Here is a 19,569-nt window from a genome sequence, read left to right as displayed (position 1 = left end):
TTATTTAATTTTTAAAACGTCCCAATTTTAATGGGACACTAGTGTCATTAAGCATAAAATTAAAAATAAATAAGATGGACAAAAAAGTGCCTAACGACGAGGGTCAGGGCCATCAATTAATGTGGAACGATCTTATACCTGCTATATTTACTAATCAGGTTATGATTTTATCTGCAAACCAAGAAGAAGTTGAAATTGGTATATGCCTTAAAAACCCCAATAATAACTCCTCTAGGATAACACACAGGCTCATTTCAACTACGCCACACTTTCATAGGATAGCAGATATGTTTAAAAATTTTAGTGATCAAATAAAAAAAGACGAGAGTCTTGGGAAGGAATAGTCTGGATAAAAAATGATTGATACAACGTATTCTTCGTCCAATACTGATTGTCCGCCAAACCTTTTGCTCGATGGCGCTCTTGGCTATTCATCTCTTAGCCCGAAGAGGATATCCATCGGCAGGTATTCAACTGATATTCGCCAGGCACCAATAATTGATGTTTTTGATACTGCTGAAATGGTTGTATTGCCTCGTTATTCACTCCCGGAAACGATTCAGATAAGAGACTCCGAGAGCATTGAGGCAGTTAAGTCATTCCGGACATTGGAAGACGACTGGAATGGGTATGGTGCTACCAAACCATCGGAAGCCGCCATTTTAAATAGCATCCGCTTAATTCGTAACATAGAGAATTCAGCCCGTTTTAAAGTGGACATTTGTTATCCGTTGGACAACGGGGGAATTCAGATCGACATTTCAGCTCCTCCTTTTGATTATGAGCTGGAAGTGTTTGACGACTCGTTTGAGTTACTCAAATTTAATCAAAGCAATTCATTAATTGACACGGTTACTTTGCCTCTTGACACCATAGATTATATTGCAGAATATTTTCAATAATGACTACGCAAGCCGAGCCTGAAATACATACCATTACCGACGAAGACACATTGCACCGCAGAGTGAAAAGAATCCCTAATTTTATCACTAATGGTAGAATTACAAGTGCTGTTTTCAAGATATCCAAACTTGATTTGGATAATGCGCTCTCCGTAAATTTGGAGCGTTTGGTTGACGATATATATACCACCTTCGATATTGACACCCATGCTTTGGTAAAGATTAAAGCTGCTGTACCTATATCTTTGGGCTGCGAATGCAAGCATACACCACTACCGGACAACTACGCTCACTCGTCTATTTATAATATAACTACGAGGCAACAGGCGAGACAACTCGCTGCCAGTGCAATTGCTTTTACGAGCCTCGACATATCGGGTGGTCCATCATCCGGCACTTAAGCCTATCAAAAACCATGTTCTTAAACCCGACCAATCTAGTCCACAAATAACCTCCGCACTATTTTTACCACCCGTTGAAGGTCATCCTCTATTAAATTCGACCCTGACGGTAAACACAGCCCCTTTTCAAATAATCTTTCGGAGGTGCCGTCGCCATAAAATGGCGCATCTTCAAATACAGGCTGCAGGTGCATTGGCTTCCATAGGGGGCGCGACTCGATATTGTCCGCTTCGAGTGCCAAACGAATATCCTCTCGCGTAACTTCCGGATGGTCAACTAGGACGGTAGTCAGCCAAAAGTTCGAATAATAATCAGCCGATGGTTCAGAAAGGAACGTGATCCCGTCCAAGTCTTTAAATGCTTCACGATAGTATTGATTAATCTCCCGGCGCCTATTCACACGGTCGGTCAGTACCTCCATTTGTCCGCGGCCAATACCCGCGCACACATTACTCATCCGGTAGTTATAACCCACGTGTGAATGTTGATAGTGCGGCGCGCTATCTCGGGCCTGGGTAGCTAGAAATCGCGTATGCCTTATCGCTTCCTCACTCTTAGACACTAAGGCTCCTCCACCAGAGGTAGTGATGATTTTATTGCCGTTAAAAGAAAGAATGCCAAAATCACCGAATGTTCCGGCAGCTCTACCTTTATACATAGACCCGAGTGCCTCAGCGGCATCTTCGATAACCGGAATATCAAATTCCTTAGCCACAGCCAAAATTTCGTCCATCTTAGCCGGCATTCCGTAGAGGTGTACTACTATAATAGCTTTAGGCTTCTTGCCCCTAGAGAAGCGATCGCGAATCGTCTCCCGTAGCACTTCTGGATCCATGTTCCATGTATCGGACTCGCTGTCTACGAATACCGGAATAGCACCTTGATATTTAATCGGGTTTGCAGATGCCGAAAATGTCATGGATTGACAGATCACCTCATCGCCGTACTGCACACCAAGCTGGATGAGTGCAAGATGGAGGGCGGCGGTGCCCGCACTCAACGCAGCCACATGTACCCCGTGGCCTAATCGGGTCGCAATGTCTTGTTCAAAGCCGTTTACGTGTGGGCCTAATGGTGCAATCCAATTCGTATCAAACGCTTCTTTTACGTATTCAAATTCTTTACTGCCCATGTGGGGAGAGGAGAGCCAGATTTTAGGGTTCATTTATTACTAATTAACTTTTAATAGGCGGTCACATTTCGCAAGCATCACTCCTGGACGATAGCTGGAGAACCGCGAAACATCCTGATTACCTTTTAACCATTCGATGTAAATTCTTGCCGTATTATTACCTGCTTCGTGCGAAAATGGATAGCCCCCACCAAAACGAGGGTTTAGCTCCAGCACATACAGCTCTCCATCATGCTCAAACACATCACAGTCTAGGTTACCGATATGCTTGAGGTGCGTACCTATCACTCTTCCAACTTCTTCAAATCGTTTATCGATAACCGAAATCGCTTTGTCTGTTTCGCCTGAGCGCATCGCCAGCTTTTGCCTTACAAATGTTCCGAAGTAATTGCCTTCAAAGTCATTCAGAACGTCCATCCCGTATTCGCTACCTGGGATCTTCTCTTGAATTAAGATAGCACGATCTGCATCTTCCTTGCTTGCTTCAGCAAGAATCGTCTTTTTCAACCGGACAGATTGTAATCGGTACGCCAACTCTAGCTCCTCTTTGTTTTCCGGGAAATCAATGCCGATTGAAGCGCTACCCCATCTTGGTTTAATGACCAACGGGAATGATAACTCTTCGGCATCTATTGCCTGGAATGCAGCTTCTAAATCAATAAATGTTTTCGGAGATCTTAGCCCGTGTTTTTCCAGGAATTTAACAGTTTCCCATTTGTCAAAGGCAATATCTATCACATCTTCTTCTGCCACGATTACCTTTGTTCCCAAAGCCTCTAAGGCCGGTTTATTTGCCGACAAGATTGGAAGCTCAAGATCGTTTAAGGAAATGACCGCATGAATTCGATTCTCTTTTATAATATTTATCAATGACGGTATGTAGGCTTGATCGTATATCGCGGGCACTTTTATAGCCACATCAGCGTCAACTAAGGCAGGAGCGGTAAGCTGCATATCCGTAGCAAACACCTTCCCTGTACCGTCCAAAGCTTCTTTGAAATAGTTCACAAGGTAATTTCGCCGCCCAGCGCAGGTAAAAAGGATATTCATCTTATTCTGCTAAAAAATTAAAAACACCGCCAGTATGCCAAAAAAGCACATCTTTCGGGTTAATATTATGGTTGTCAATATAATCGAGCATACCGTAAAAAGCCTTGGCCGTATAACAAGTATCCAATGTGAATCCGTAGTCTTTTAGCGACCGGTCGCTTATGTCTTTGATGTCCTGATTATAGCTGCCGTAACCGCCACAAAGATAATCATCCAAAACAACGGATGACTTATCTTTGCAGGCAATTTGGTAATACGTACAAAGATCACGGTAAAAGTCCCGCACGATAGTTTCTGCTTGCTTCGACTTTCTCCCAACAGATATTCCGACCACGCGGGTGTCCATGTCCAGCTTATCCAAGCCTGCCAATATACCGGACTGCGTAGAACCTGTACCAGAAGCCAAAAAAAGATGAGAGGGTTGCCAGTTGTTTTGTTTGCAGTATGTATTTAGCTCGTCGACCGCATCAATATAAGCTTTTCCTCCTTCCATTGTGTGGCCACCTCCCCAAATATAATAAGGGTTGAGGCTCCGTTTGCGATACGTGTCCATAGCGCTATCCATGGCCTGTCCAATGTGCTTTGCTTCGTCTACAAAGATGATATCAGCTCCAGACAAGCGCATGATTTTCGCATTACCGGATTGGCTATAAAACGCTTCTTTCGAACCGTGTAAAACCAGTGTGCAATCCATACCGTGCTGTGCACTGAACACGGCAACAGCCCTGCAATGATTGGATTGTATCCCCCCCGTAGTTACTAGCGCATTGGCTTTTTGATTGAAAATATCTACCGCAATGGCATCCATTTTCCGCCCCTTATTGCCACCCCCTAAAAAGGGGTAGAGGTCGTCGCGGAAAATTGCCGTTCTATTGTGAATCTGCTCGATCATCACTCACAACTCTAAGTTCTATCTTCTCATCGCCATTGACTAAAACCAAACCTTCATGTCCTGGGAAAGTGTACGCCCTAGCAAGCCGATATAACTCTTCCCATTCTCCAACATCTGAAAAACTCAACATTCTTTTTTTCTCAATGTTTTTTTTATAGTAGAGTCGGTTAACTTCTCCAGCTTCTTCGTAAACAGTTTGTGGAGTAGCTTTCAGCTCTAAGCTTTCATCCTGTACATCGTTACGTTCCAGAAACAAAGTAAATGCTTCTTTCAATGCTTCAAGAGTTTTAGAAAAAAAACCAAAAGCAGTCATTTTATTAATATCAACTTTTTTAGTTACTCGCTCGACAATATCTCCACTATCGATACCCTCAGCAATAAAGTGAAGGGTACCCCCAATTCGTGGTGCACTTTCAAGTATAGCATAATTCGCAATGTTCGCCCCTCTATATCTAGGTAATTCCCCCCCATGAAGATTTATTATTCCCGGATTAAAGCGTTCATAATACTCCTTTTTAAACAGGCGATGATATCGCACAGATACTCCAAGAATTGATGTTTTATTCGCAAGATCTCCGGCCTCATCAAATCCAAGAATTTTTATCTCGTTATTTAAACAGTAACTATATAAGCTTTTTTCACTCATTCCATGATTGTGAAAATGATCTTCTTCATACGGATCACAAACAACACCTACTAAATCAAGTTTGGAATGGGATAATATTCGCTCAACCACCCAAGTTGCAAGCGGAACGTTACCAAAAACTATAACCTTTCTCATTGCCTATGTTTGTCAAGAGTAGACATTGTCTCTCCTGGGATTAAAACTATATCTTTTCGTTGGATAACGCTTTTAACCGTCTTCCATAAAATCATTATATCCAGTCTAAACGAAAGATTTTCCACATACTGTACATCAAGCTCTAAGCGCTCATCCCAATTTATGGTGTTCCGGCCATTTACTTGAGCCCACCCCGTAATTCCGGGCCGAACACTGTGTCTGAGTTTTTCGCGTGGGGTATAATAATCTAAGTATCGTACTAATAATGGTCGTGGCCCGATTAAGCTCATATCGCCTTTAAGAACATTAATCAATTGGGGAATCTCATCCAATGAGGTTTTACGAACGAAAGCTCCCACAGGGGTCAAGCGCTGGGAATCTGGGAGCAGGTTCCCGTGTTCGTCCGTTGCGTCATTCATCGATTTAAACTTGATGATTTTAAACAAACGTTCGTTCTTACCTGGCCTCTGTTGAAAGAAAAAAGGTTTGCCGCGATTTAAATAAGTTAAAACAATCAATACAAAAATAAAAAAGGGTGACAATATCATGAGTCCGATTATGGAACAACAAATGTCTAAAAACCTTTTAAAGAACAATCTATACATCTTTAGATTTTCTTAAGTTCATTTAAATATTTAACCGCTAACTTATTACGGTCAAAATTCCTTTTGGCGTAATGATAGCCATTCTCTCCTTGACTTTCTATTTTTTTTTTATCATTCATGTAGAGAAGTACTTTGTTGGCAAAGTCGTTAGGGTTTTCAGGCTGAACGTAAATACCAGCATCAGCTACCTCTACTAATTCCCTTGACACGCCATCAATAGCCATTAGAATGGGCTTTTTACAAGACATATAATCAAACGTTTTATTAGAATAAACCGTTTTAAAGGTATCATTCTTTATTAAAACAGAAGTCCCCATATCAGACGCTAAGACAAACTTTAGAACTTCTTTCTTCGGTATCGGTTCTTTAAAAATAACATTATTCAAATTCAACCTTTTTGCTTCTGCTATTAACTGATTTTTCTTCATTCCATCCCCGATTAGTACGAAAAGCGCGTTAGTTTCCTTTAATATATCAGCTGTCTCCAATATCTGATGTAGGCCGTTTGCAACCCCATGAGCCCCGACATAAATTATAACAAACTTCTCTTTCCATCCTAGTTCCTCCTTGAATTCACTCGCATCAAAATCGGCTAACAATTTGTCTGACATATCAAAGTCTGCCGCGTTAGGTATTTCGATTATTTTTGACGCTGGAACCCCTTTTTTTTCAATCAACGTTGAACGAAATGCTGGAGTAAGAACATTAATTAACTTCGCTCGACGATAAATAAAACGTTCAAACCAGTATGCAAATTTAATTATCGTCTTATTTGACAATATTCCGGTGTCAATTGCAGATTCAGGCCAAAGATCCCTTATCTCAAACACAAATGGAATACGCTTAGCCTTTGAAAGAATATAAGCAATGATTCCTACAAAAAGTGGGGGGCTCGTTACCAGAATGACATCGTACTTACCCTTTACCCTAAAAAGACCAGCAAACGTTCCAGAAAACACAAACGAAAAATACGCCCACAATCGGCCCAGAAAGCTTTTGTTGTATGACTCAGAAACATAGCATCTCAAGACTTCAACTCCCTCTTGATGTTTTCTAACCACAAACTTTCCCTTATATTCCGATCGCTTTACCGCCGATGGCCCATCCAGATTGCCTGATATCACAGTTACATGGTGACCTTCTGCTTTCCAGACACGGACCATCTCATTAAAACGAGCGCCACCAGTAATCTCGGACTCTTTGAAGTATTGATGGATTAAAAGTATATTTAAAATTTTCATATTAGAACTTGACGCTAGTACATGACGCTGGTTTATCAAACGGTCAGATTGTATCTACCTTTAGCTTACTTTTGAAATGACCACGTACTAAAGGTGCAACATCATTATCAAACTGGTCGTCCCAATTTAGCTTTTCAATTATCGAATTAGTTTCCAGCCGTGTCTTGAAATCATTTAAACTCGTCAGCAGCTCATTGATGCTCTGACTTAAGTATTGAACCTCGCTACCATCGTCAGATAATACCACTGCGCCTCCTGTTTTGTTTATAATATTACTCATTGTAGGATTATGGCCGACTACACAAGGTATGTGGCGAGTGATTAATTGATAAAGTCGATTTGGTTCACAATACAAATTATTTGGATTCTGGCAATTATAAAGCACTACTGAGAAATAAGCATTATCAATATAATTAATCATTTTCTGTTGAGGTATAAATGCATTATAACAATATTTAACATCTATATATTTATTTAATATCAAACGGAACTCGGAATCTATTCTACCTAAAATCACGAGATTAAAACGACTACTTAGTACAGTATCATAAGTTTTTAAAAAAGTGTCAAAGTTTCTACCTGCAGTAGCGGCACCAAGCCAGATAATATAAGGGAGGTCTGGCCTTAAACTCTTGAGTTCTGTCGGAAGAGGTGTCTTGTTTTTATTTATGTAATCTAAGTCCGGGAAATTATTGAGAATGGTATACGCTTTCTCTTGAACATTTAGCTTATCAATAATATAATCTCTTCGTTCTTGATTAGTATAAATGACAACATCAACGTTTTTTAATAAGTACTTTAAAAAGGAACGAAACAATGAGTGTCTAAACATAACGTTATGGGGCAATTCATGCAAGTCCCATATTATTTGTTTATTCCTAAAAAAAATAGTCGCTATGAAAAGATTTAAATATTGCTGTACATCATGAAAAACAAATACGTCGGTATTCTTCTGCTTTCTCAGAAAAAAAAAGGTTTTTATCGCGTATTCAGGTACTTTAAAAAAATAACCTTTCCGTTGTTTAAATAGCCTTCGGCTTTGTAGTGCAATTTTATTAACCGCGCTATTATAAGGGCCTTCTTCGTAACTATCACTATTATTATCTTGCAGGATAAGTATATCCGAGTGATATCCCTTAACCTTTAGGGATTTTATCCACTTTTGTAATCGTCCATCAGATTTTAGCGCGGTTGTTTTGATTAAATGACAAACTCTCATGTATGATATTAATGATGTTGAGATTTAGACTCGAGTAAACACATAACTGCAAAGAATTGTAGGTTCTGATAACTCTGCTCCACATTTGATTGATTCTTCTTATAATACTCGTAAAGTTTAGACTTAACGTCATCGTTATAAAAAGCCAATTTTGCCCAACCATCTGATATATTTCTGTAACTATAGTCACCGCTTCCATCAACATCTCTACTTATCAAATTCTCTTGATTTATAACATTTTTGAGAAAAACTTGAGAAAAAAAATTGACGTCGGTTTTTGACCACCCCTTTTTTAACTTGACGGCACTGTATATATACTGAAGAACGTGGTTCCCATGGGCCACATCTTGCGTCCTTTTTTTGTCATAACCTCGGCTCCTTCGATCTATATGTGCGGCAAGAAAGGGAGTATCCCAGGTTGAATCCCAATAAAGCTTGTCATTCGTTAACCCGATATTTCTCCGTAGATGGAAGTTGTAAGATGAGTAAAACCTCCTTAATTCGTTTTGTTTTGCTTCATCTTCTACCATGTCCTCGAGGAAGATAGCTATTGTAGCCCAATGAGAGCCAATATGCAGCCTAACACCATAAAAATTAGTGAGGTCACCATGTGTTGCTACACTGTGAGTTATCCACTTATCCCAAACATTAAGAACGACGAACTCTACTTGTTTAGAAAAATTAGACTTTATATCTTCCGACTCCAGTTTTGAAAACCTGTCTTGAACTATATATAAATACTGTACAATATATCGAAAGAGATGACCTTCAAATAGCATCCATTCGTTGCCATTTGCGCCACTGTATGCTTCTTGATTAGAAGAGACATACCATGACTTAGCACCTTTCTTAATTTTTGAGTCTGTGCTTGCCGTGATTAGATTTTCCAGTATTTGATGATTATATTTTAGGTATTTCTCATCGTCACTTGCTAAGTACATATTATTTAACGCGTCTACTAGAGGCCCTAAGTACATGAAATTAAATGAATTTCCAGACTTACTTATTGTGAGTATCTGATTCAGTGTGTTTTTTTTCTTCCCGTCAGGATGGAATCCTTCCTCGCCAGATAGTTCTCTCTCAAAACTCTCAAGCCAAAGACTCTGACCTTGCTGTGGATAAACAGCTTGCAACATCAACGTAACTAGCAGAAGACTACAGATTGTGGATTTTAACGTCATAGTAAATTATTTTTTAAAACTTAACATAGTTGTTTGTTCTCTCATGGAGCAACCAAGGAAGTACCCTGCTAAGCTCCAAAAAAGCATGCCAGAGTATGGTTCTCTGAAAAAAAAGAATCCGAGGGAGAATATAAGCATTGCCGTCATGATTGAAAACAAAAACAAGAATCTAGATTTCGATATTTCCTTAGTCTCCCACACTGTGCGGTAATAATAATATACGAGCAAATAGTGAAGCAGAACTCCCACCACACCATATGCAATAAATAAAAACGCTGGTTCTACTTCTAAATAATCAATATCATTCAAAACAGGCTTGCCTATACCAAACAAAAAGTTGTTACTATCTTGACTAAACAAGTGGAAGAAAAATGCGATTTGTCTCCCCCTTCCTTCTTCGGTCATGTCGCGTTCAGCATATGTGAATCTCGATTCAATATAGGAGATCCTGTCTGGTATAATTTGTATAGCAATTAAATACAGGACAGTTATCCCGATCACTACTGACGTAATTGTTCTTAACGTTTTAACAAAATTACGCTCCAAGATAATTTTGAGTAAGAATACTAAGAGAAAAGACAGTAGGAGCGCAATCATAGACGCTCGACTGGCGCTGAAGGCGATATTTGCAATACTCAGAAGACAGCCGGACACCTTAAGAACTCTAGAATAATCACAAAGAAAATAGTAGAAGTAGAAAATAATACAGCACAGCCCGCCCCAAGTAATAATATTCCCAGCGGTACCAAACCCGCGTACATTTGCTCGCTCAAACCCCACCTGTTGCTTACCTGTTAACGCATAAAAATCAACTGATATTTTATTAACAAACCCTATTCCTAAGAACTGCGCAGTACCCCAGATTAACCCGATTAAGAACACAACACTTAAAAACTTTATAAAGTATCTTTCCGTTACGACTTGGAAGTTACCAACATATATAAAAAGAAAGAATACCCCCACCCTAGAAAATATTTGTAAATATTCGGTAGGGAAAAGAAAAGAATAATTGGATGGCCCCCACCTGTATGCCCCAAAATTATTTGAGACAGCCATAGTAAACAACAACAATATTGCTATAAACTTGAAGCGTTTTGTAATTTTAAATCGGTGGATTTTACGGGTTAGCAGAAGAAATGGGGTCACTAGTACTAGCGCGATCAAGTCGGGCTTAAACCCCACTCCTCCCACTTTAATCACTGGCAAAAGAAATGAAAAAACAATAAACAGAGACGCTGCTTTAATTAAAACCTGTCGTGTGCTTTTCATTTCCGACATCAAATTTACTGCTTTATAAGGTTCTCTACCATCCACCCTTGTGGGTCGAACTGTCCTTCGTACCAGTTCAAATCTTTATCCCAATAACCAGGACATTTACTCGATCCTTTGGTCCCAAAACAATAACTTATTTCAACTATTAAAGGATTTCGTTCTTCATCGTATACAAAGTCAAAGGCTACACTTTGAAGCTTTAGCTTCTCGCTTGTTTCAAAAGCGATTTTGAGGACCCGGGGGGGGATCGGGTCGTAAACAAAGTTGGCACTTCCAGAGGCTCGAAAGTCGTTTTTTCTATTCATACGTTTCATGCCATAAGCTTTGTCTCCAATAACTATAAGACGTATGTCATAATCATTGTTAGGGATAAATTCTTGGAAATACGCATACCCCTTTTCTGCCCCAACCATTCTTGCTTTTTCAGGAACAATAAAAACTCGCCCGATACCGGTGAGGATACGATAAAAAGGTGCTTTCCCTTCTCTGAACCTCCTTATTCTTTCTTTTATACTACCGAACTTATTATACTGTGAGAACCCTCTTCCAAAACACCGGTTAACTAGTTTTCTTGCTTGTCGTTGGTTTTTAACGAGCCTAACATTCCTTGCTCCTGAGCCTCCTTTCAGTTTGAAGACTTTAGGAAAAGTAACATCTCTAATCCATGTTAAAGCACTTTTTTTGTCATAAAAAACATATGTCGGAATAACTGGAGCTCCTATGCTTTCCAATAGATACTTTTGACCGATCTTATCGTCATAGTGCCATGTACTATGAAAGTCGGGAAAAACTTTTTTGCCCGAATGCTGTATCGAGAATAACAACTCCTTCGCAAAAAGCAAGTCTTGGTAGACAGTAAAATCGTGATGCCACATTAAGGCATCACAATCCTGCAGTTGCTGAATAATATCAGAATGATAACAATTTACTATCTTAAACGGGATTTTTTTTTCGCGACAATAGGCTATCCATTGTTCGGAAAAGCTTCCTGCTCTATGATGGATTGCTAATTTTATCGATTTCATTGCTACTTAAATGTTTTTTTAAAATCTTTTTAGATAAATCGGCATGGGCTTCACATCTTATCAAGTTTAATTTCGCTTTCGTATAGTGTTCATTCATGAGAAATCTCGAAAAACCTAGCTTATTCATTAACCCATAAATATATCTGTTCTTTATGAACGACGCTGGAGACCAATTGTTTAAAAACTGATATGTTCTTGACGACACATACTCTTCCCAACTCTTTTCTAATTTTTCCTTATTGCCAATGATTTCATTAAACTTCTGAAAGTCATTATTAAATGCTTTTTCTTCGTCATCCGGCAGCGTTTTGAGTATAAAGCTAGTTCGGTCCAATTGTACGGGTATAGCTTGAGTTTCTATAGTGCCATTATTGGAGATATTTAATGCGAGTACTATACCAAGATACCATCCATTCGTGTTTTTTTCCTTTGCAAATAGGAAATTCCCCAAACTATAATAAATGGGAACCCCATTATAGATTTCATGTCCGCTAATACAATGAGGATGATGACCTACAATCAAATCCGCACCATTGTCAACATAAAATCTATATTGCTTTTGTATTCTTGGACTAGGTAAATTGTAGTACTCGTGTCCACCATGAATAATCACAAATACGAAGTCAGAGTTCTTTTTTTCTTTTTTGATAACCCTTACATTCTCAACAATATCCATAGGATTAGCACCAGCAGTTTGTTCAGTCGAGCTAGCCCATTCATTCTCAGCAAAGTTAACTATTGAAATGCGGATACCATCTATAATAACTCGTGTAGGCCGTTGAGCCTCATGTAGTGTTCTCCCTGCGCCAACAAATTCAACCCCTTGAGTTTTGCAAAACTCAATAGTATCAACTAAACCTTTAGCACCGTAGTCTAAAATATGATTATTAGCGAGAGTAACTAAATTTATCTTAAGATCTCTAAGAACCGATTTTATTAGATATTCATTACCCTTCAGGTGGGGACCGGTTTTAATTATTTGGCTTTCTATGCCTGCATCCGTCACGGTACATTCCAAATTCAGGATATTATAGTCTGAAGTTTGGAAAAGACCTTTAACGTCATCTGCTAATAAGTTTTCAGACCCAACGCTTTCGGGTATTACTAAATCACCCGCAATAAGTATTTTCATTGTTTTTTCACTTTAAACGACTTTCGCTTTATTTCAATAAATATTGATTTAACTTCTTTAAGAGCTTTTACCCTAACAATGTAGGAAAGAGCAATATATGTAAAAAAAAACACAACAAAATCAAAAATTAGACGTAAGACGTCTAAATGGGAAACCCAGGAGACCAATAATCTATCTACACATACGCTTATGATTACAGCCAAAACTGCAATTACAAATACTGGGAGAGCATCTTTAAGTTGCTGAGATAGGCTATAATTAATCATCTTTCCACTATAATATGCATTAACAATATAATGAATGACGAGACTAATTGCTTGGGCATAAACAATACCCCATATACCATAAGGTATAATCAAAAGTAAGAAAAGAGATGCGAGTACCTTCTTAATTATTTCAAGTCTAAAATGTAGATCACTCCTGCCTTTTGCGGAAATGATATTAAGATTATATAAACTTAACGGATAAAAAACAGCACTTATACATAATACTTGAAAGTAGGGAACGGCCGGCAACCATTTTTCTGTTAAAACGAGTCGAAACAAAGGATCCGCGACAACAATCAGATAGAACATCATCGGCACGACAACATATAAAACAACTGATGTAATCCTACGAAATACTTTCTTTAGTTGAATGTCATCATCTTGTATTTGGGAAAAAAGTGGATAGGTAACTTTTTGAAGTGCTGTAGTCAAATTCCTAACAGGAAACATCTTCAATGTATTCGCTTGATTATAATATCCAAGTTGTGTGGTGGAATACACCTTTCCAATAATAAATGTATAAGAGTTCCGATAAACCTCAGTTAACAGGCTAGAAAGCGCTAATTTATAGCCAAAATTGAAGTGCTTTCTAAGGAGCTTACCATCAACTATAGGAGATGGTTTCCAGCTAATTCGAATCCAGTATTGGAGCATTAAACAACTAGTCGTCGCTAGATTTAACCAAACCAAGCTCCATACTCCAAACCCAGTGAATGCTAACGAAATACCCACAACACCCCCAATTATGGATGAAGGTATCTGCATTAACATTTGCAGTTTAAAGTTCATTTGCTTTGTGAGTCGAGTAACTTGCACGCTATAAAGCGCTTGTATAACAAAGCTTAATGCGTATACTCTAAGAATCGAGGTAATAATAGGCTGGCCAAAGAAACCAGCAATGCGTGGCGAAAGCGCAAATAAAAAGATATAAACACCTATACTTATCGATAGGTTCATAAAAAAAACTGTCGAATAGTCCCTTTGATCAGCATCTTTCGTTCTAATCAATGAAGAAGTCATACCACTGTCCATTAAAATCTGTCCGATTGACACAAAAATTTGTAATAAAGCTATGACTCCGAATGCTTCAGGCATTAACAGACGAGCGAGGACTATTTGGACTAATAAGTTTATAATCTGGACACTAAACTGTTGAGTAAACGTCCAAAAGACACCCCCCAGGGCTTTGTTTCTTAAGCTCATTTATTGCTTTACAAAAGTGTTGGTTGTTAATCTCACAAAAGAACCTTATTTGAGGTGCGAACCTATTGTACAATTTATAGTTTTCAATTAGAACCAACTAAAATAAAGGCTGTCATACAAGCTACCTGTTATTCGTGTTAAGTTTACGACTGAATTCTTGATGACCCACCCACGATCTTATCTATCACGGCTGATATCTTTTTTGCTCTTACACTCAAAGAATTACTACCTCGCTCATCATCCAACGCCTTTTTCATATTATTAATTCGGGTTGGATCATCTTTCAGTAACTTGATGTTTTCTGCAATTTCGTTTATATTCATTGGGTCAAGGAGTATGCCGGTACGAGTGTTCAGTTGTTTTTCAACGCTCGTACCCTTTGAGCTGACCACGGGTACAAGACAAGCCTTAACCTCTTCGATGACATTGCAGTGTCCTTCGCTTAATGTCGGTAGGACAAAGATATCGAACGCACTAATTATACCTGGCAGCTGTGAGTTAGGCATAGGCTCTAAGTATTTAACAAACACTTCAGATCTAGCTTTCTCTCCCTTGCCGACGGCAATGAGAGCAATATCTGGGTCGTTTAGCATTGAAATTGCATCCACGACGCGGTTGACTCCCTTTCTATGGATAAAATGACCAATAAAGCCGACGACAAATTTTTGCGGCGAAACCCCCAATTTTTTACGAGCTTCCAATTTATCAATAGGAGCAAATAGCTCGTAATCCACAGAATTGGGAATCACTTTCATTTTTCTAGGGTCGTAGCCTAATGCTTCCACTGCATCAAAATTAGTCTCTGAAACGCATACCACAAAATCCACCAGCTTTAAAAACTTTTGGATTCTGTTCTTATCAAAAACTATTCTGCTTTTATACGACGATTCTCCAGATGCTACGATTAACGGAGTGCTGCTTTCGGCAACAAACTTTTCTGTTAGTAACCCACTTGAAAAAAAATGCGTATATATTAAATCCGGTTTGGGCAGAGACTTTAAAATTTTATATACTGCTCTTTTAGCAAAGTATAGACTTAATTTCCCAAAATCAATCCCAAGTAATTTCCGGTTTCCTAGTGAAACGTAACGAGGCCTGATGACCCGAGCCCGTTCGACCCCATAATTAGTACGATTCGCTGTGAGGAAGTTTGTGATTTTATACGGTGCGATGACCGTAACTTCATAATAATCACATAACTTTTGCACTAAATTATAGACAAATGCACCTCGTGCAGGAAATCTGTCAGATGGATAGTTGCTCGAAACGACTGTTAGATTTTTCATCTGATAATAATAAATTCATCTATTTTCTAACGCCACAAAAATCTAGCACAATCTGTTCCTCGTCATAATCTAAGGATTTGAATTCATTGTGAGCGACAAGCAGAACCACTATGTCGGCTTTACCCACAGCATCCCTATAGTTGGTGAGTTTGAATACTTTGTGTTCTTCTACGTTCGGTTCGACTATGTATAAATCGGCATCGCCCGCATCTTGTAGGATGCGCTCTGTGATATGGATGGCAGGGGACTCACGTAAGTCATCGATATTCGGTTTAAAAGCTAAGCCCATAATAGCAATGGATGGCTGGCGACCATGCTTCAGTTCAAACTCTAATCGAGCAGACTTGACTTTTTCTGCGCACCAGAAGGGTTTGTAGTTATTGGTTGCACGAGCTTGAGCAATCATCCGCGATTCCATGGGAAAATCGGCTGTGATAAAGTACGGGTCAACCGCAATGCAATGGCCACCTACTCCGCACCCAGGTTGTAAAATATTGACCCTTGGGTGTTTATTCGCCAAGCGGATTAATTCCCATACATTGATACCCGCTTTGTCGCAAATCAAGGAAAGCTCATTGGCAAACGCTATTTGTGAATCACGCGACGCATTTTCGGTCAATTTGCACATTTCGGCGGTACGAGCGTTGGTCGCATGGAGTTCGCCAACGACAAACTGTCTATAAAACTCCATCGCCTTTTCCGTTGACTGTTCGTCAACACCTCCAATAACCCGGTCATTGTGTACCAGCTCATGCATCACATTACCTGGTAATACACGTTCGGGGCAATACGCCAAATAGACTTTTCCTTCCAGTTCGGGTCGTTTTGAGTAGATGAGTTCCATCATCTTCTCCGTCGTACCCACCGGTGAAGTTGACTCGATAATATACAAATCCCCTTCTTTAAGCAACGGAATGATGTTTTCGGTTGCAGCCTGAACGTACGAAATATCAGGTTGGTGGTCACCCTTGAAAGGGGTAGGAACTACTACCAAATACGTGTCTGCCACCACAGGCTTGGTATCGGCTTTCAAATAACCGGCCTCCACGCCTTGAGCTACAGCTTTATCCAATTCGGGCTCGACAATATGGATCTTGCCGGCGTTGATGGTGTCCACAACATGTTGGGAAACATCCACGCCATGAACTGGGATACCACTGTTGGCAATAAGTGCCGACGTGGGCAATCCAATGTACCCCAAGCCAACGGTAACTACTTTTGCTTGCATCGTTATATGTTATTATAAGTTTTTGATAAAGTTAACAATTCGGGCGCAGGCCTTCCCATCTCCATAAGGATTATGCAATGCACTCATGACCTGGTATCGATTGACGTCGTCTAATAAGGCCTGTGCTTCCATAGTAATCTTTTGCTTATCTGTACCGACTAAGATTACCGTACCTGCTTCAACGGCCTCCGGCCGCTCCGTGGTTTCGCGCATAACCAGTACAGGTTTACCCAAACTGGGCGCCTCTTCCTGAACACCTCCTGAATCGGTAATAATGAGGTAAGCCTGATTCATTAACCAAACGAAAGCGGGGTAGGCTAAGGGCTCAATTAGCTCGATATTATCTATATCCGACAGGATTTCATAAACAGGCTTTTTAACATTCGGGTTAAGGTGTACTGGATAGATGATCTGTACATCGGGATTGGAGACAGCAATCGCCTTTAGCGCTTCGCAAATGTTTATGAAACCCTGACCGTGGTTCTCCCTGCGGTGTCCTGTCACAAGAATCAACCGTTTCCTTGAATCGATGATATCCTTGAGTGTATTGATTTCGGAATTATCCAAGTTCTTAACGCGCTCTGAACTGTCAAACAGGGCGTCTATCACCGTGTTGCCGGTTACTAAGATGCTTCCTTCAGCGACATTCTCATTAAGTAAGTTTTGACGTGAAGCTTCGGTGGGCGCAAAATGGTAATCGCATACGCGACCGGCAATCTGTCTATTAATCTCCTCAGGAAACGGTGCTCGCTTATTATGGGTCCGAAGCCCCGCCTCCACATGACAAACCTGTGCACCAGCATAAAAAGCGGCAATGCTCGATGCCATGGTTGTCGTGGTATCTCCATGCACATACACATAATTGGGTTGGAATTCCTCGAGTACAGGTTTCAGGCCCGTAATAATGTCGGCCGTGAGACTATACAGGTTTTGGCCGGGCTTCATCAGGTTCAAGTCATATTCTGGCTGGATCTCAAAAAAATCCAGCACCTGGTCTAGCATTTCCCGATGTTGCGCCGTCACGCAAACCCGCGTATCCATATCGGAGTGCTTTTTAAATTCCTTCACGAGTGGGGCCATTTTAATAGCCTCGGGTCTAGTACCAAATACGATTAAGTTTTTCTTCATAATTATTGTTTTACAATCTTCCATCTACGAGGGTTCGATCTAAGCACGCCTTCGTGTCAAAAATCACCCCGTTATTGCGTTTTACTTGCTGGTAATTGAAATCGAGGAACTCATTGTGGGCCACCGCCACTACAATGGCATCGTAGACTACGTTGTCATCAACTTGATTCAATATATCCAACCCATATCCTTGTTTTACCTCTTTAGAATCGGCCCAAGGATCATAAATATCGACCGTTAAGCCAAACTGCACGAGTTCTTGGTAGATGTCTACCACTCGCGTATTACGGATATCGGGACAGTTTTCTTTAAAGGTGATACCCATAATCAAGGTACGGGAATCCTTAATTTTATGGTCTTTCCGGATCATCAGCTTCTTGACTTTGTTTGCTGGCTACAAAGGCTCCCGTCCGATCATTCACAAATCGTCCTGATTGATAATCCCGATACCAAGCTACGAAACGGTGCACACCTGTATCCAAATCCGTACCTGGCTTGTAACCTGTGGCGGCTTCCAGTTTTCGGGTATCAGCGAACGTCACTTTGACGTCGCCCGGCTGCATAGGATACAGGGCCAGTTGGGCTTCTTTGTCCATGCCGTACTCCATTGCCCGAATAAAATCCATCAGCGCCACGGGTTGGGAATTGCCGATGTTAAACAAGCGATAAAACGGTCGGGTTTCTTGCGCGGTAGGAGGGTTCTCACTCACCCGGATGACCCCTTCTACTATATCGTCCACATAGGTGAAGTCGCGTTGCATATCTCCGCCATTAAATACTTTAATCGACTCCCCCTTGGAAATGGCATCCGCGAACAGCATCGGCGCCATATCCGGCCGGCCCCAAGGTCCGTATACCGTAAAAAAGCGTAGGCCAGTAGTCGGCAATTGATACAAGTGGCTATACGTATGAGCCATCAGTTCGTTGCTCTTTTTAGTAGCGGCATATAGGCTCACTGGATGATCGACTGGGTCATCTTCGTTAAAGGGAGTCTTGGCGTTCATACCGTAGACCGATGAGCTAGAGGCATAGACCAAGTGCTGGATCCGATGGTGTCGACAGCACTCCAGAATATTTATAAAGCCGACCACATTCGCCTGTATATAGGCGTGGGGATTTTCTAAGGAATAACGCACGCCCGGTTGGGCGGCTAAGTGGATGACGCAATCAAAGGCATAGTCAGTGAACAGCTGCTCCACATCCGAACGGTCGGCGATGTCCTGTTGCTGGAATACGTAGTTGGCATGCAACTGGCTTTGAATCGGTGTCCCGGGTCGGATTTTGTCTTTTGTAATTCCACTAACAGCCAGCCGCGTATACTTGAGGTCGACATCGTAATAGTCATTGATGCTGTCAATGCCAACTACGTGGTGTCCTTGTCTCAATAAGGCTTCAGCCAAGTGGAAGCCAATAAAGCCCGCTGTTCCGGTGACTAATATCGTTTTTTTACTCATTCTTTTGTTCGATCACTACTTTATAAATACACTTACTCGTTGAAGTGTGGGTTTATGCCTTAGATTCACCAATCACATAGTATTGGAAGTCCAGTTCGCGGAAGTTGTTTTTCCCCAGTAACTTCCTGCCATCGAACACGAACGGGGGTTTCATCATGTGGTCCTTGATG

20 protein-coding genes are annotated in these 19,569 nt (G+C 40.5%); 3 read left to right on the top strand and 17 right to left on the bottom strand.

The genetic code is table 11. The annotated features are described in order from the left end of the window. The first annotated feature begins 74 nt into the window (after positions 1–74). Genes NGM62_RS19720 through NGM62_RS19710 form a run of 3 tightly spaced genes read left to right on the top strand, consistent with a single transcriptional unit; the run spans position 75 to position 1,303 of the window. Positions 75–344: a hypothetical protein gene (locus tag NGM62_RS19720; RefSeq protein WP_262250032.1), complete on the top strand. Its 270-nt coding sequence runs from the start codon at positions 75–77 to the stop codon at positions 342–344. Between the two features lie 12 nt (positions 345–356). Next, the gene (locus NGM62_RS19715; RefSeq protein WP_262250031.1) at positions 357–902 is read left to right on the top strand and encodes a hypothetical protein; all 546 of its coding nucleotides are present in this window, start codon (positions 357–359) and stop codon (positions 900–902) included. After that, complete coding sequence (locus NGM62_RS19710) at positions 902–1,303, top strand: hypothetical protein (RefSeq protein ID WP_262250030.1); 402 nt, start codon at positions 902–904, stop codon at positions 1,301–1,303. Before NGM62_RS19715 ends, NGM62_RS19710 begins: the two co-directional genes overlap by 1 nt. A gap of 35 nt (positions 1,304–1,338) precedes the next feature. On the opposite strand, the gene NGM62_RS19705 is transcribed toward NGM62_RS19710, so the two are convergent. The 17 genes from NGM62_RS19705 to NGM62_RS19625 all read right to left on the bottom strand — a co-directional run bounded on the left by NGM62_RS19705 (position 1,339) and on the right by NGM62_RS19625 (position 19,399). After that, a complete protein-coding gene (locus NGM62_RS19705) occupies positions 1,339–2,469 on the bottom strand; it encodes a DegT/DnrJ/EryC1/StrS family aminotransferase (protein WP_262250029.1) in 1,131 nt (376 codons plus the stop codon). Positions 2,470–2,475: 6 nt separating this feature from the next. Next, positions 2,476–3,486, bottom strand: a complete 1,011-nt coding sequence (locus NGM62_RS19700; protein ID WP_262250028.1) for an ATP-grasp domain-containing protein — start codon at positions 3,484–3,486, stop codon at positions 2,476–2,478. Position 3,487: 1 nt separating this feature from the next. Further along, entirely contained in the window at positions 3,488–4,378 is an 891-nt protein-coding gene (locus NGM62_RS19695) for a 1-aminocyclopropane-1-carboxylate deaminase/D-cysteine desulfhydrase (protein ID WP_262250027.1), read from the bottom strand. Beyond that, on the bottom strand, positions 4,356–5,159 hold the full coding sequence (locus NGM62_RS19690) for a formyltransferase family protein (protein WP_262250026.1): 804 nt from the start codon (positions 5,157–5,159) through the stop codon (positions 4,356–4,358). Before NGM62_RS19690 ends, NGM62_RS19695 begins: the two co-directional genes overlap by 23 nt. Then, positions 5,156–5,764 (bottom strand): sugar transferase, encoded by a 609-nt coding sequence (locus NGM62_RS19685; protein WP_262250025.1) that lies wholly within the window; start codon positions 5,762–5,764, stop codon positions 5,156–5,158. The genes NGM62_RS19690 and NGM62_RS19685 overlap by 4 nt, the downstream gene beginning before the upstream one ends. Positions 5,765–5,766: 2 nt before the next feature. Further along, positions 5,767–7,005 carry a glycosyltransferase family 4 protein gene (locus NGM62_RS19680; RefSeq protein WP_262250024.1) on the bottom strand — a complete coding sequence of 413 codons (1,239 nt, stop codon included), beginning with the start codon at positions 7,003–7,005 and terminating at the stop codon, positions 5,767–5,769. 43 nt (positions 7,006–7,048) lie between these two features. Further along, positions 7,049–8,224: a hypothetical protein gene (locus tag NGM62_RS19675; protein WP_262250023.1), complete on the bottom strand. Its 1,176-nt coding sequence runs from the start codon at positions 8,222–8,224 to the stop codon at positions 7,049–7,051. Between the two features lie 8 nt (positions 8,225–8,232). Then, positions 8,233–9,405, bottom strand: a complete 1,173-nt coding sequence (locus tag NGM62_RS19670) for a hypothetical protein (protein WP_262250022.1) — start codon at positions 9,403–9,405, stop codon at positions 8,233–8,235. A 6-nt stretch (positions 9,406–9,411) separates the two neighbouring features. Then, a complete protein-coding gene (locus tag NGM62_RS19665) occupies positions 9,412–10,683 on the bottom strand; it encodes an O-antigen ligase family protein (RefSeq protein ID WP_262250021.1) in 1,272 nt (423 codons plus the stop codon). Positions 10,684–10,688: 5 nt separating this feature from the next. Continuing rightward, positions 10,689–11,702 carry an ATP-grasp domain-containing protein gene (locus NGM62_RS19660; protein WP_262250020.1) on the bottom strand — a complete coding sequence of 338 codons (1,014 nt, stop codon included), beginning with the start codon at positions 11,700–11,702 and terminating at the stop codon, positions 10,689–10,691. Further along, the gene (locus tag NGM62_RS19655; protein ID WP_262250019.1) at positions 11,671–12,834 is read right to left on the bottom strand and encodes a CapA family protein; all 1,164 of its coding nucleotides are present in this window, start codon (positions 12,832–12,834) and stop codon (positions 11,671–11,673) included. The genes NGM62_RS19660 and NGM62_RS19655 overlap by 32 nt, the downstream gene beginning before the upstream one ends. Continuing rightward, a complete protein-coding gene (locus NGM62_RS19650) occupies positions 12,831–14,303 on the bottom strand; it encodes a lipopolysaccharide biosynthesis protein (protein WP_262250018.1) in 1,473 nt (490 codons plus the stop codon). The genes NGM62_RS19655 and NGM62_RS19650 overlap by 4 nt, the downstream gene beginning before the upstream one ends. 143 nt (positions 14,304–14,446) lie before the next feature. Continuing rightward, a complete protein-coding gene (locus NGM62_RS19645; protein WP_262250017.1) occupies positions 14,447–15,589 on the bottom strand; it encodes a glycosyltransferase in 1,143 nt (380 codons plus the stop codon). Positions 15,590–15,608: 19 nt separating this feature from the next. Further along, complete coding sequence (wecC, locus tag NGM62_RS19640; RefSeq protein ID WP_262250016.1) at positions 15,609–16,817, bottom strand: UDP-N-acetyl-D-mannosamine dehydrogenase; 1,209 nt, start codon at positions 16,815–16,817, stop codon at positions 15,609–15,611. A 12-nt stretch (positions 16,818–16,829) separates the two neighbouring features. Beyond that, entirely contained in the window at positions 16,830–17,945 is a 1,116-nt protein-coding gene (wecB, locus tag NGM62_RS19635) for a non-hydrolyzing UDP-N-acetylglucosamine 2-epimerase (protein ID WP_262250015.1), read from the bottom strand. Between the two features lie 10 nt (positions 17,946–17,955). Beyond that, positions 17,956–18,315 carry a UDP binding domain-containing protein gene (locus NGM62_RS19630; protein ID WP_262250014.1) on the bottom strand — a complete coding sequence of 120 codons (360 nt, stop codon included), beginning with the start codon at positions 18,313–18,315 and terminating at the stop codon, positions 17,956–17,958. Beyond that, positions 18,296–19,399: an NAD-dependent epimerase gene (locus NGM62_RS19625; protein WP_262250013.1), complete on the bottom strand. Its 1,104-nt coding sequence runs from the start codon at positions 19,397–19,399 to the stop codon at positions 18,296–18,298. The genes NGM62_RS19630 and NGM62_RS19625 overlap by 20 nt, the downstream gene beginning before the upstream one ends. Positions 19,400–19,569 lie beyond the last annotated feature (170 nt).

Source organism: Parapedobacter soli (genome assembly GCF_025460835.1).
GTDB classification, from domain to species: Bacteria; Bacteroidota; Bacteroidia; order Sphingobacteriales; family Sphingobacteriaceae; genus Parapedobacter; species Parapedobacter soli.
This window is presented reverse-complemented; position numbering and strand designations above follow the sequence as displayed.

Coding starts and splice junctions, on each gene's coding strand:
- NGM62_RS19720 (WP_262250032.1), top strand. CDS start 75: ATGGACAAAAAAGTGCCTAACGACGAGGGTCAGGGCCATCAATTAATG.
- NGM62_RS19715 (WP_262250031.1), top strand. CDS start 357: ATGATTGATACAACGTATTCTTCGTCCAATACTGATTGTCCGCCAAAC.
- NGM62_RS19710 (WP_262250030.1), top strand. CDS start 902: ATGACTACGCAAGCCGAGCCTGAAATACATACCATTACCGACGAAGAC.
- NGM62_RS19705 (WP_262250029.1), bottom strand. CDS start 2,469: ATGAACCCTAAAATCTGGCTCTCCTCTCCCCACATGGGCAGTAAAGAA.
- NGM62_RS19700 (WP_262250028.1), bottom strand. CDS start 3,486: ATGAATATCCTTTTTACCTGCGCTGGGCGGCGAAATTACCTTGTGAAC.
- NGM62_RS19695 (WP_262250027.1), bottom strand. CDS start 4,378: ATGATCGAGCAGATTCACAATAGAACGGCAATTTTCCGCGACGACCTC.
- NGM62_RS19690 (WP_262250026.1), bottom strand. CDS start 5,159: ATGAGAAAGGTTATAGTTTTTGGTAACGTTCCGCTTGCAACTTGGGTG.
- NGM62_RS19685 (WP_262250025.1), bottom strand. CDS start 5,764: ATGTATAGATTGTTCTTTAAAAGGTTTTTAGACATTTGTTGTTCCATA.
- NGM62_RS19680 (WP_262250024.1), bottom strand. CDS start 7,005: ATGAAAATTTTAAATATACTTTTAATCCATCAATACTTCAAAGAGTCC.
- NGM62_RS19675 (WP_262250023.1), bottom strand. CDS start 8,224: ATGAGAGTTTGTCATTTAATCAAAACAACCGCGCTAAAATCTGATGGA.
- NGM62_RS19670 (WP_262250022.1), bottom strand. CDS start 9,405: ATGACGTTAAAATCCACAATCTGTAGTCTTCTGCTAGTTACGTTGATG.
- NGM62_RS19665 (WP_262250021.1), bottom strand. CDS start 10,683: ATGTCGGAAATGAAAAGCACACGACAGGTTTTAATTAAAGCAGCGTCT.
- NGM62_RS19660 (WP_262250020.1), bottom strand. CDS start 11,702: ATGAAATCGATAAAATTAGCAATCCATCATAGAGCAGGAAGCTTTTCC.
- NGM62_RS19655 (WP_262250019.1), bottom strand. CDS start 12,834: ATGAAAATACTTATTGCGGGTGATTTAGTAATACCCGAAAGCGTTGGG.
- NGM62_RS19650 (WP_262250018.1), bottom strand. CDS start 14,303: ATGAGCTTAAGAAACAAAGCCCTGGGGGGTGTCTTTTGGACGTTTACT.
- NGM62_RS19645 (WP_262250017.1), bottom strand. CDS start 15,589: ATGAAAAATCTAACAGTCGTTTCGAGCAACTATCCATCTGACAGATTT.
- wecC (WP_262250016.1), bottom strand. CDS start 16,817: ATGCAAGCAAAAGTAGTTACCGTTGGCTTGGGGTACATTGGATTGCCC.
- wecB (WP_262250015.1), bottom strand. CDS start 17,945: ATGAAGAAAAACTTAATCGTATTTGGTACTAGACCCGAGGCTATTAAA.
- NGM62_RS19630 (WP_262250014.1), bottom strand. CDS start 18,315: ATGATCCGGAAAGACCATAAAATTAAGGATTCCCGTACCTTGATTATG.
- NGM62_RS19625 (WP_262250013.1), bottom strand. CDS start 19,399: ATGAGTAAAAAAACGATATTAGTCACCGGAACAGCGGGCTTTATTGGC.